The organism is Campylobacter concisus (assembly GCF_902460675.1).
GTDB classification, from domain to species: domain Bacteria; phylum Campylobacterota; class Campylobacteria; order Campylobacterales; family Campylobacteraceae; genus Campylobacter_A; species Campylobacter_A concisus_AJ.
The window spans coordinates 911,152-922,739 of sequence record NZ_CABPUQ010000001.1 but is presented as its reverse complement, the minus strand read 5'-3'; the positions used below and the strand labels follow the sequence as shown (position 1 = coordinate 922,739).

The 11,588-nt window shown below is 39.0% G+C and carries 15 protein-coding genes and 1 other RNA gene; 12 read left to right on the top strand and 4 right to left on the bottom strand.

Going from position 1 to position 11,588, the window contains the following annotated elements; genetic code table 11:
* The first annotated feature begins 213 nt into the window (after window positions 1–213).
* An RNA gene (gene rnpB, locus F3G88_RS04490) (RNase P RNA component class A) lies at window positions 214–540 on the top strand.
* A gap of 101 nt (window positions 541–641) precedes the next feature.
* On the opposite strand, the gene F3G88_RS04485 is transcribed toward rnpB, so the two are convergent.
* The 4 genes from F3G88_RS04485 to flaG are packed head-to-tail and all read right to left on the bottom strand — an operon-like array spanning window position 642 to window position 3,401.
* Complete coding sequence (locus F3G88_RS04485) at window positions 642–869, bottom strand: hypothetical protein (protein WP_012001652.1); 228 nt, start codon at window positions 867–869, stop codon at window positions 642–644.
* Window positions 862–1,233, bottom strand: coding sequence for a flagellar export chaperone FliS (gene fliS, locus F3G88_RS04480; RefSeq protein WP_009293744.1), 372 nt, complete (start codon window positions 1,231–1,233; stop codon window positions 862–864). Before fliS ends, F3G88_RS04485 begins: the two co-directional genes overlap by 8 nt.
* Before the next feature lie 9 nt (window positions 1,234–1,242).
* Window positions 1,243–3,003: a flagellar filament capping protein FliD gene (gene fliD / locus F3G88_RS04475; protein ID WP_149715475.1), complete on the bottom strand. Its 1,761-nt coding sequence runs from the start codon at window positions 3,001–3,003 to the stop codon at window positions 1,243–1,245.
* A gap of 2 nt (window positions 3,004–3,005) precedes the next feature.
* Window positions 3,006–3,401 carry a flagella length regulator FlaG gene (gene flaG, locus F3G88_RS04470; RefSeq protein WP_149715474.1) on the bottom strand — a complete coding sequence of 132 codons (396 nt, stop codon included), beginning with the start codon at window positions 3,399–3,401 and terminating at the stop codon, window positions 3,006–3,008.
* 119 nt (window positions 3,402–3,520) lie between these two features.
* Here flaG and F3G88_RS04465 point away from each other — a divergent pair, with 119 nt between their 5' ends.
* The 11 genes from F3G88_RS04465 to F3G88_RS04415 all read left to right on the top strand — a co-directional run bounded on the left by F3G88_RS04465 (window position 3,521) and on the right by F3G88_RS04415 (window position 11,442).
* Entirely contained in the window at window positions 3,521–3,865 is a 345-nt protein-coding gene (locus tag F3G88_RS04465) for a hypothetical protein (RefSeq protein ID WP_012001654.1), read from the top strand.
* Window positions 3,862–4,428: a 16S rRNA (guanine(966)-N(2))-methyltransferase RsmD gene (rsmD, locus tag F3G88_RS04460; protein ID WP_149715473.1), complete on the top strand. Its 567-nt coding sequence runs from the start codon at window positions 3,862–3,864 to the stop codon at window positions 4,426–4,428. Before F3G88_RS04465 ends, rsmD begins: the two co-directional genes overlap by 4 nt.
* 55 nt (window positions 4,429–4,483) lie before the next feature.
* Window positions 4,484–5,536 carry a flagellar basal body P-ring protein FlgI gene (locus tag F3G88_RS04455; RefSeq protein WP_149715472.1) on the top strand — a complete coding sequence of 351 codons (1,053 nt, stop codon included), beginning with the start codon at window positions 4,484–4,486 and terminating at the stop codon, window positions 5,534–5,536.
* Entirely contained in the window at window positions 5,536–5,835 is a 300-nt protein-coding gene (locus F3G88_RS04450) for a rod-binding protein (RefSeq protein ID WP_149715471.1), read from the top strand. The genes F3G88_RS04455 and F3G88_RS04450 overlap by 1 nt, the downstream gene beginning before the upstream one ends.
* A 58-nt stretch (window positions 5,836–5,893) precedes the next feature.
* A complete protein-coding gene (locus tag F3G88_RS04445; protein WP_181001979.1) occupies window positions 5,894–6,097 on the top strand; it encodes a flagellar biosynthesis anti-sigma factor FlgM in 204 nt (67 codons plus the stop codon).
* Between the two features lie 16 nt (window positions 6,098–6,113).
* Window positions 6,114–6,545: a flagellar export chaperone FlgN gene (locus F3G88_RS04440; protein ID WP_012001657.1), complete on the top strand. Its 432-nt coding sequence runs from the start codon at window positions 6,114–6,116 to the stop codon at window positions 6,543–6,545.
* A gap of 3 nt (window positions 6,546–6,548) precedes the next feature.
* Window positions 6,549–8,420, top strand: coding sequence for a flagellar hook-associated protein FlgK (gene flgK / locus F3G88_RS04435; protein ID WP_012001658.1), 1,872 nt, complete (start codon window positions 6,549–6,551; stop codon window positions 8,418–8,420).
* A complete protein-coding gene (locus F3G88_RS04430) occupies window positions 8,417–9,184 on the top strand; it encodes a TIGR02757 family protein (protein WP_149715470.1) in 768 nt (255 codons plus the stop codon). The genes flgK and F3G88_RS04430 overlap by 4 nt, the downstream gene beginning before the upstream one ends.
* A gap of 66 nt (window positions 9,185–9,250) precedes the next feature.
* Complete coding sequence (locus F3G88_RS04425; protein WP_012001660.1) at window positions 9,251–9,787, top strand: superoxide dismutase family protein; 537 nt, start codon at window positions 9,251–9,253, stop codon at window positions 9,785–9,787.
* A 144-nt stretch (window positions 9,788–9,931) separates the two neighbouring features.
* Window positions 9,932–10,693, top strand: coding sequence for a TSUP family transporter (locus F3G88_RS04420; RefSeq protein ID WP_149715469.1), 762 nt, complete (start codon window positions 9,932–9,934; stop codon window positions 10,691–10,693).
* Window positions 10,694–10,758: 65 nt separating this feature from the next.
* Complete coding sequence (locus F3G88_RS04415) at window positions 10,759–11,442, top strand: F0F1 ATP synthase subunit A (protein WP_002942300.1); 684 nt, start codon at window positions 10,759–10,761, stop codon at window positions 11,440–11,442.
* Window positions 11,443–11,588: the final 146 nt, after the last annotated feature.

Sequence of the window (11,588 nt, the reverse complement as noted above, 5' to 3'; positions counted from 1 at the left end):
AAAAGTAAAATAACAAAAAAGTGAAATTTGGAGCGTTTTACTCTTGTTTTTGTAAAGAAATTTTAAAAAGATTAAATAAAAAAATTAATTTCATACCAAGTTGTGACAAAATTTAGGCTCAAAAATCAAAAAAATGCCTAGATAAAATTTGCTAAATTTGATGAAAAATTTAGCCGCAGGGTAAATTTATATAATTTTAAATATAATCACGCTCTGGCACGGTAAGCGGTCGCTTTTGTATTTTACAAAAGAGGAAAGTCCGAGCTGCGATAAGACAAAGTTCCATCTAACGGATGGCTAGGGAAACCTAAGGGATAGTGTAACAGAAAGCAAACTTCCGCTTTGGCGGTAAAGGTGAAACGGCGGGGTAAGAGCCCACCGGCACGCTTGGTAACTTGCGTGGCCATATAAACCCAACTTGCAGTAAGAAGGGATGGTTTTGGTCTTATATTAAAACCCTTCGCTAGAGCTTGTTTGTAAAAGCAAGCGTAGATAAATGATCGCTCAAGACAGAACTCGGCTTAACGCCGTGCCTTCGCTTAAATTTAGAGTAAATTTCAAGTAGCAAACAGTTAGTAAATTTGAAAGTTTTTCAAGACAAAACCGGCAAATATGCCGTGCCTTGAAAGTTTGAGTTTAGATTAGTTTTTTACGTATTTTTGAGCTTTTTGTAGCTTTGTAAGCTCGTTTTGGATGTGTGAAGATTTAGTTTTAAAAAGCTCTATCGCACCGCCGATTAGCGCTTGTGCTTCCTTTGCTGAAGCTAAGCTTTTAAACATATCTTCGCTAAAGCTTTGTGATAGTGCGGCTAGCTTTCTTGTATCTTCGTTTATTAACGCTAGCTTAAATTCATTGATCCAGCTATTCACCTGATGTTACCTCCCTCCATGCTTCTGATAACTGCTTTACGACATTTGTTACTTCATTTAGCGCGTTAATATCATTTTGGATATTTGCCATAGCAAGAAGCTGCATCTGCCTTGTGTAAAGACCGCTAAGGTAGTGAGCCACGTCGCCTTGAGAATAATCAAGCGAGTTTAAAAGCTCGACAAAGATAGCGTTTGCTCTGTTTATATAATAGACCTTTTTCTCTATATCTCCAGCTTCGATCGCTTTTTTGGTGCGAAATATAAATTTCAAAATTCCGTCATAAAGCATTTCTATTAATTTAGTCGGGGACTCGATGCCCCCGAAACTCGACTGTGCGTATGCACTATATGCACTTTGATTCATTTTTCTCTCTTATTTTCTACTGTTTATTTCAGCATCTATCATTGATTTTAGGGTTGAGAACTGATTTTCTAAACTTGCGATGATAGAGTTATACTTGATGAAGCGCTCTTGCATCGTTGTATATTTCTCATCTAAAAGCTTTTGAGTGCTCTCCTTGTTTTTAGTGATAGACTCACTCTCGTCTTTTAGCTGATTTTGCATAGCAATCATCGTGCCTTTTTTGCCAACAGCCCCATCAAGCATCTTAGCTAGCTTTGTAAATAGACCATCAGTTTTTTTAGTCACTGGATTTACAGTAGCTTCGCTCATGCCAAGAGTTGCTAGTGCAGAAGCTTTGCCTTTTACCTCGATATTTTCGCCATCGCTTCTTTTTAAGATGATCCTCTTGCCGCTTTGATCAAGACTAGCTGTGACACCCTCGATACCAGCGTCATTGATAGCTTGTTGAAGTTTTAGAGCGTTATCCTCGAGTGTTGAACCAGCTGCGGTTGAAAATATAACTGACTTGCCATTTATCGTTAGATCGCCAGCTTGGATATTTAACGCACCTGCACTAACGGTTGAGTTACCCATGTAGCTTATCGGCTCAGTCTTGCTTGAACCCATAAAAAATTTCTGAATTTCTTCCGGATCTTTGCTAAGAGCTGCGTTAAATTTATTTAGATCAAGCTGGAGCTGACCGTCTTTATCTGGCACTATGCCAAATTTACTTAGCGCTTTGCCTTCGCTATCTTGACCATTTACTAGACGTCCGATGTTTGATCTAAGGCTTGAAATTTCACTCACACCTTGGAAAGTACCAGCGCCTTTTTCTTCGTCATATTTTGTAGCGATCTCAAGGTTCATTGTCATTAGGTTGTAGTCTTTTATAAACTCTTCAACCGCTTTTACAACCTCTTCAGTGTTTTGAGAGACGCTGACATTTGTTCTGCCAGTCTCATTTAGAGTGATATTTACGCCAGGTCTTAGATCATCAAAGCTATTTTTATCTCTTTTGATATTTACGCCGTTATATGTAAATTCTGCATCTTGCGCTTTTAGAATTCTATTTTTCTCCAAATTTGATGTCATCTTTGGCGTGCCATCAGGATTTGTTAGCGCTGTGCCATGCTCGTCTGTATCTTGAAACTGCGTATTATCCCAGCCAAGCTTGTCTAAAATGCCAGCTGTGTCGTTTGAAAATTTAATAGTCTGCGTAGCGCCAGTTTTGCCTGATTGAAGCATTATTTGATTTGGTTTGTCGCCACCAACATTTAAAATTCTAGCTTGCAACTTGCCGCCACTTACGTCATTTATCTTATCAACGATATCTTGATAGGTTGTCGATCTTGTCACACCGATAGAGAATTTTTGTCCATCGATCTCAACATCAAACGAGCCAGTATTTGTCGCACCCACCATGCTTGAAGAATTTTTGAAATTCTTGCTTTGAAATGTATCTTTTTGAGCAAGTTTTTGCACGTCGATACTAAAGCTTTGCACGCTAACACCGTTTGCCGCTGAAGCTGTGACGCTTTTACCAGCGTTATTGGTATTTCTTTTTAGATAAAGTGCCTCGCCGCCAAGTGTTTTGCCACTAACATTTACGTTGCTAACAAGAGTTTTTAGAGCCGCAAGGTCCTTTTGCTTAAGCTCATTTTTCTCCAGCCTTGTTGTAAGTGGTTTGATCTGTCCAGCCTCATCAGCCTCTTTTAGTTTCTTGATAAGCTCGTCGTTTAGGCCGCTATTTTTTGTACCGATGCCTAAATTTGTTATGTTACCTACTGCCATTTTTAACTCTCCTTGTCAAAAAGTATTCCGATACTTTCTTTGAAATACTCGCTGATTTTTATAGCTTCTTTGCTTGGAAGCTGTGTTATCTCTTCGCCTGTTTTGGCGTCTTTTACTTGCACTACCATTAAATTTAACTTCTCGTTGTAAGCAAATCTTACATTAGTATCGAGCTGCTGCATCTGATAGTTTAGCCTATCAGTGACCTCTCTTGTTTTTCTGGCAAGATCCTCGTTGCTAAGTCCGTCAAGCTCGTTAGCATCCTTTGACTTGCCGTTTTTGTCGGCATTTACTTTGACATCAGAGTGCTCGATAGGTCTGCTGTCTAACTGACGCTGAGCCGATGTGCTCATGCTTGCATCAAGTGTTTGATTTGCCGCTGCTTTGAAAATTTCCATAGTTTTACTCCTTAAAACTTACGCTAGCTCCTACATCGGTAAAATTTTAAATTCCTTTAGTATTTATATAAATTTTTGATTATTTAGGTTAAAATCGAGCAAAATTTATAGGACGGGATATGAAAATTTCATTTGAATGCGACTGCATTTTGCTGCAAAAGACCTTGCTGCTTTTTTGTGGAAATTTAGCCGCTCATCATAAGGATTGTGATTTTGTAGTAAGTGACCGAGAGATCGTCACAAAAAAACCGCTATTTATAATAGGTAAAAACGCTCATCTTTCTCATCCGTTTACGAGAGCCACTCTTCTTGATACGCTCGAGGAGTTTTACTCAGCCACCCAAATTTCAAAGGCAAAAGAGCCAGATCAGATAGTAAATGAAAAGAGTTTGGAGCAAAAAGTATCGCTCTTAATTGATAAATTTAAAGCCGATCTGCTCGAAATTTTAAGGGCAAATCAGTGAAACTTTTTACCAAAATTTCAAGTGGTAAATTTAAAGGCAAGAGGCTTGAGCTACCAAGTCTAAGCACGACAAGAAGCACAAAAAGCATCGTAAAAGAGTCCTTTTTCAACGTCATCAGAGATGAAATTTACTCGCTTACATTTATAGAGGGCTTTGGCGGAAGCGGCGTGATGGCAAGCGAGGCCGTTAGCAACGGAGCACGTGAGGCTATCGCTATCGAAAAAGATAGAGCCGCTTTTAAGATCACGCAAAGCAATCTTGCAAGCTTGCAAAGTCCAAATTTAAAAGCGATAAATGGCGACACTTTTACGCTTTTGCCTGATCTTGTAAATTCGCAAAATGGCAAGGTTTTGCTCTATCTTGATCCGCCATTTGACATAAGGGCTGGCTTTGATGATATCTATGAAAAGCTTGTAAATTTGATCTCACAGCTAAAAAAAGAGAAAATTTATATGATAGTTTTTGAGCATAACAGCGACTTTAAATTTAATGATGAAATTTCTGCGTATAAACTTGTTAAATTTAAAAAATTTGGAGCCACTTCGCTCTCTTATTTTCAGTAAAATTTGGAACATCTTTTGCTTTAAAACCTAAAATAGCTAAATTTTAGGAAAAAATATGAATAAATTTTTATCTTTTGTAGCAGCTTCAGTGATAGCTACTTCAGCCTTTGCTACGCAGATAAAAGAGCTTGCAAATATCGTTGGTGTAAGGGATAATCAGCTAATAGGCTATGGTTTGGTTGTCGGACTAAACGGCACAGGGGACGGCTCAACGTCAAAATTTACGATCCAGTCGCTATCAAACATGCTTCAAGGCGTAAATGTCAAGATAAATCCAGACGATATCAAGTCAAAAAACGCAGCTGCTGTTATGGTGACAGCAAAATTGCCTGCATTTGCAAGGCATGGCGACAAGCTTGACATAGAGATCTCATCTATCGGTGACGCTAAGAGCTTGCAGGGTGGCACACTTCTTATGACCCCGCTAAAAGGCGTTGATGGTGATATCTACGCTTTAGCTCAGGGCCCTCTAAGCATCGGTGGCAAGAGTGCAGGCAGAAGCGGCGGCAACCACCCAACCGTTGGCACTATCTTAAATGGCGCCCTTGTGGAGCGCGAAGTAACTTATGATATCTACAACCAAGATAGCATAAAGCTAAGCCTAAAAGATACAAATTTTAAAACCGCTCTTGATATCCAAAACGCCATAAATGCAAACATCTCAGACGATACTGCAAAGGCTATCGATCCAAGAACGGTCATTATTAAAAAGCCAGATGACGTTAGTATCATCGAGCTTGCAAGCGCTGTACTTGATCTTGATGTGGAGTATAAGCCAGATGAGAAGATCGTGGTTGATGAGAGAACTGGCACGATAGTTAGTGGTATAAACGCAGTAGTTAGCCCAGTTGTGATAACTCACGGCGCAATTACAATAAAAATAGAGCCAAACAGCTACGAAGAGGCAGCGCAAAATGATGTAAACATAGGTAGCGATACCTCAGTAGCCCCTAGTCAAAATCTACTTAAAATTTCAGGCGAGAAAACAACCGTTGCAAACGTAACAAGGGCGCTAAACAAACTTGGCGCAACACCAAGCGATATCATCTCGATACTTGAAAATTTAAAAAGAGTTGGCGCGATACAAGTCGATCTGGAGATAATATAATGCAAATAGACAACACTTTAGCACTAAATTCATACAATGACATCTCAGCAAACAAGATAAAAAACCTAAATAGTAAACAAGATGCACTTTTAAAAGAGCAAACTGATGCTTTTGAAGCATTTATGGTAAAAGCTGTGCTTGATATCGCTTTAAAAGAAGATGAGCACAACTCACTCTATCCAAAAGCCGCTGGCAGCGACATTTATAGGTCTATGTATAACGATGCTATGAGCAAAGCTTTGAGTGGAAATTTAGGTTTTTCAGAACTTTTATACGATTTTTTAAAGAGAGACTCTTAAGTAAATTTATATTTTGCCGATGTAGTGATATAAACATTTTATTTTAAGAGGTATGGATATGATAACTCCTTTGAACCAAAGACCAAACTACCAGGCAAATACGCTAAACAATAATAGCGATGCTAGAGTTGAAAATGAAAACAAAGAAGTAAAAACAAACGAAAACGCAAGAGTAAAAGAGATAGCTGATGCAATAGCAAATGGCACCTATCAGGTAGATATCTCTAAAACAGCAAAAGCTGTGGCTGATGCGTTGCTCTAAATTTAAAGGAATTTAAATGATAAAGAAGCTTTTGGACGAGGCCATAGGCGAGCTAGACGAGCTTATAAATTTAACGATGCAAGATATCGCCAATATAAAAGAGGCGAAACATTCAAGCGTTGATGAGAGTGTGAAGAAGAAAAATGCTCTCGTGCGCGCTTTTGAAGATACCAAAAGAGCTTTGGATAAAGAGCTTTTAAGGGTCTCAAAAGAGAGTGGCACTACGACACTTGCAAATGTTTTAGATGATGAAGTGAAGTCAAAGCTGGTGCTTATGCGTTCAAAGCTTGAAATTTTGCATAAAGTAAATAAAGAATATGCAAGACACGTCGTTGTTGTTAAGGAGTTTTTCGACTCGCTTAGCAAAAAAGTCTTTGGCACTCAGACTAATGAATACGGACAAGACGGCAGCGGCACAGATAATAATTTTTACAAATCAAGGGTTTAACAAATGGCTAATATCTTTATGTCATTAGGCACAGGCGTTTCAGGGCTAAATGCAGCCCAGGTGCAAATAAGCACAACTGGAAACAACATCACAAACGCCGATAGTAACTACTACACAAGACAGCGTGTAGTTCAGTCAGCATCTCCAGCGATGAACACTGTCCCTGGTGGCGTTGGCACAGGTACGCAAGTAGATACTGTGACAAGGCTTCACGATGAGTTTGCCTATTCAAGACTAAAATATTCATCATCAAATTTAGAAAATACAGGCTACAAACAGAGAATTTTACAAGAGGCGACAAAATACTTCCCAGATCTAAAAGATAACGGCATGGTAAAAGATATACAAGAGTATTTTGCTGCGTGGAACAACTTTGCTTCAAACCCAGACGAGGGCGCTCAAAAGGTAAATTTGATAAACAAAGCTAGCGTTTTAACAGCTAGCATCAACCGCTCATCAAAGATGCTTTATGATATGCACACGCAGATAGATGAGACTATAAAGATAAATATAAACGAGATAAACTCACTTGGCAAGCAAATAGCAAATATCAACAAGCAAATTCAAAGAGTTGAATCTGGCGCAGACGCTGGCATCAAGATAAATGCAAATGACCTTCGTGACAAGCGCGATGAGCTAGAGCTTGCTATGTCAAAGCTAGTAAATACAGCAGTTTATAAAAGCGATTTAAAAAGCGAGTCAAGGATAGATACAGGCATAAGCGATCAAGGAAGATACTACAACCTAAATATCGGTGGTGTGAGCATCGTTGATGGCGTAAATTTTCATGAAATTTCTATGAGCTCAACTGAGAGTGGGCAATACACAAAAATTTATTATGAAAGAGAAGATGGCAGACGCATCCCTATGGAGGAGAAGATCACAAATGGCAAGATAGGCGCTGCGCTTGATCTTAGAGGCCGTAACTACGAGCCAGATAATGATAAATTTAGCGATGGTATCATCCAAAAATATATCGACAATCTAAATACATTTTCAAAAACTTTAATAACTAGCACAAACAATGTCTATGCCGAGTCTGCGGTTGAAATTTCAAACTCAGATCCGATCAGCTACCTAGAAAACGACAAGACGCTGATGAACCACGACAACAGCATAAGAAACGGCAGCTTTGAAGCCATAGTTTATGACAACAAGGGCAACGTCGTAGCCAAAAAAACTATCGAGATAAACGGCACTACGACGATGAATGATACAAAATACGGCAACTCTGTTGTGCAGGATTTTAACTCAAATTCAGACGATAATAACGACAACAACATGCTAAATGACGTCGATGACTTCTTTGAAGCGTCGTATTTTTATGATAAAAATACGCATCAAGGCACATTTGCGCTCATACCAAAGCAAGCTCAAGGGCTTTATAGCATCTCAATAGTCGATCACGGCACAAATTTCCCAGGCGTTGTTGGTATCAACAGGTTTTTCTCTGGCACAAACTCAAATACAATAGGCATCAATCAAAATTTCACCCAAGATCATACAAAACTTCGTGCCTACTCAAAGCCAGTCGTGGGTAATAACGAAGTTGCAAACAAGATGATACAGCTTCAGTATCAAAAGCAGACATTTTACTCAAGTGGCACTGCGCTTGATAGAGATGAGACGATCGAGGGGTATTACCGATATTTTACGACCGATATGGCAAGCGATACCGAGGCAAACAACACTATCCACGACACAAACACATCTTTGCAAAGGACTGCTGAAGAGGAATTTCAATCAACAAGCGGCGTAGATACCAACGAAGAGCTTACAAACTTAATCCGCTTTCAAGCAAGCTACGGTGCAGCAGCAAAGATCATCACGACAGTTGATCAGATGCTTGACACTCTTCTTTCACTAAAACAATGAGCGAACTAAAGAGCCTTTTAGACGCACACGTACTTAGTAAAAATACAAATTCGGGGCTATTTGACGCCCCGGACCCTCTTCAAGTAGCTACTAAATTTAAAGAGCCAAACATAGCGCTCATTTGTGCGTTATTTGCTTATGGCAACGCAAAAATGATAGTGAAATTTCTAAATTCGCTTGATTTTAGCCTGCTTGATGAGAGTGAGCAAAATATCAAGAAAAATCTATCAAATTTCAAATACCGCTTTCAAAATGAAAACGACGTAAAAGAAATTTTCATCACACTCTCACGCCTGAAAAAAGAGGGCAGCATAGAAGAAATTTTGCGCCAAGGTCTTGCAAAAAATGGCGAGATGATAGAAGCAGTAAATGAGCTTATCAAATTTATATATGGACTAAATTCTTACCGCTCAGACGGATATGAGTTTTTCTTTGGTAAGAGTTTTAGCAAAGAGCCTCAAAGCCCATATAAACGCTATAACATGTATCTTCGCTGGATGGTGCGAGATAGCGACATCGACCTTGGACTGTTTAAAAATTTGCCAAAAGATAGACTTTTGATGCCACTTGATGTGCATACGCATAGGGTTTCATTAAATTTAGGACTTATAAACAGAAAGAGCTACGACTTCAAAGCGGTCATGGATCTTACAAAAAAACTTAGAGAATTTGACGAGCTTGACCCGATAAAATACGACTTTGCGCTTTACAGGATAGGGCAGAGCAAAGAGCTAGAAACCATCGTAAAAAATCTCAAAAAATAAAAATTATTGCTAAATTTTTAAATTTAGGATAGACTTGCCATACAATTTTATCCATAAGGAGCTTGTATGAAAAAAATCGTTTTACTAAGTGCAGTTTTAGGAACTTTGCTTTTTGCTCACGAGGGTCATCACTTTGATCCAAAAGCTGGAGAGCATCTTGTGATCCCAGTTAGCGAACTAAGCGAAAAGGGCGATAAGAGCGTTGGCGAAGTAGTAGCTGTTAAGACAAACTACGGCGTTGCGTTTTTTCCAAATTTAAAAGGTCTTCCTGCAGGACTTCACGGCTTTCACGTTCATCAAAATGCTGATTGTGGCGCGACTGAGAAAGGTCTAGGTATGAAAGCGGGCGGTCACTGGGATCCAGCTGAAACAAAGATGCACTCATTTGCATGGGACGATAAGGGTCACAAAGGCGATCTACCAGCACTTTACGTAGACACTGAGGGCAATGCAAACTATCCAGTGCTAGCTCCAAAGATAAAAAATCTTGACGAGCTAAAAGGTCACTCACTAATGGTTCACGTTGGTGGCGATAACCACAGTGACCAACCAAAAGCACTTGGCGGCGGTGGCGCTAGAATGCTTTGCGGCGTTATTAAGTAATAAAGCCCCACAAAAAGCCTTTAAATTTATATGTTTAAAGGCTTTTTTAAATTTTGCGCTCAAATTTAACCCCCATTTCTAAGATGAAATTTCAAAATTTTAAACTACAATCCGCTTTTTAACTTAAATTTACAAAGAACAAAAATGCAATTTGACCTACTTAGCTACACTGTCTTTTTTGTCGCCGCGTTTTTGGGTGGTTTTATCGATGCGATCGCAGGAGGCGGCGGACTGATCACTCTGCCAGCCATCATGGCTATGGGCGTGCCACCTCATCTTGCCCTTGGTACAAACAAGCTTCAAGGCGTATTTGGCAGCTTCACGGCAACGCTAAATTTCACTAAAAAAGGGCTGATTAATTACAAAGAGTGCTTTGTTGGCATAGTTTTTACATTTATCGGAGCTCTCATCGGCGCAACGCTCATCTTATTTTTAAATGCAAATTTCTTAAAAATAATCATCCCATTTTTACTAATCGCCATCTTCATCTACACGCTTTTTATGCCAAAAATAGGCGAAAGCGACAGGGCTGCAAAGATGAACGAGAGGCTATTTTATGTCATCTTTGGACTAATTCTTGGCTTTTATGATGGCTTTTTTGGCCCAGGAGCAGGCTCGTTTTGGATGTTTGCGATGGTGGCTTTAATCGGGCTAAATTTAAAAAAAGCGGTTGCTCACACAAAGGCTTTAAATTTCACCAGCAACATCGTAGCACTTGGCGTTTTTGTAGCAGGCGGGCAGATACTTTGGCTAGTTGGCTTTTTGATGGCTGTGGGGCAAATTTTAGGAGCTTATTTTGGCTCAAATTTAGTCATCAAAAAAGAGGTCAAATTTATTAGAACGATGTTTTTGATAGTTGTCGCAGCGACCATTTGCAAACTGCTTTTTGACTACTTCAAGGCTTAAAATTAAAAATGTTTTAACAATAATTTTGTTACAATCACGCAAAATTCTAAATCTAAGGTAAATCAATGAAAGATTTGTTTTTATTCTCAAATTTGCTAAACCATTCACATGCCTTTGTCTATGCGTTTCACTTTTGCCTTGTAGCTTTGATCATCCTCATCGTTGCTTACATCGCAAGGAGTAAAATGCAACTTGTGCCAAGAGGTCTTCAAAACATAGTTGAGGCTTATTTAGAGGGTGTTATCTCTATGGGCAAGGATACTTTAGGCAGCGAAAAGCTAGCTAGAAAGTATCTCCCACTTGTCGCAACTATCGGCTTTATCGTATTTTTCTCAAACGTCATCGGCATCATCCCTGGCTTTGAGTCACCAAGCTCAAGCTTAAATTTAACTCTAGTTTTGGCTTTGGTTGTATTTATTTACTATAACTTTGAGGGCATTAGAGAAAATGGCTTTTTCAAATACTTTGGACACTTCATGGGACCAAACAAATTTCTAGCTCCTATTATGTTTCCAGTCGAAGTCATCTCGCATCTTTCACGTGTAGTTTCGCTATCTTTCCGTCTTTTTGGTAACATCAAGGGCGATGACTTGTTCTTACTTGCGATGCTTACACTTGCACCTTGGTTTGCTCCACTTCCAGCCTTTGCACTTCTAACACTTATGGCTGTTTTGCAAACATTTATTTTCATGATGCTTACTTACGTTTATCTAGCCGGTGCAGTCGCTATTAGCGAGCACGAGCATTAAAATTTAAAGCCATATTTTTATATGGCTTTTCTCTTTTAAATTTCTACTATCTATCAAATTTAACTTTCAGTCAGTATTTAAAAATTTTGTTTTATAAATTTAGTGAAGAATTAAGCAGTAAAAATGTGTGCTATCTCTAGCACACA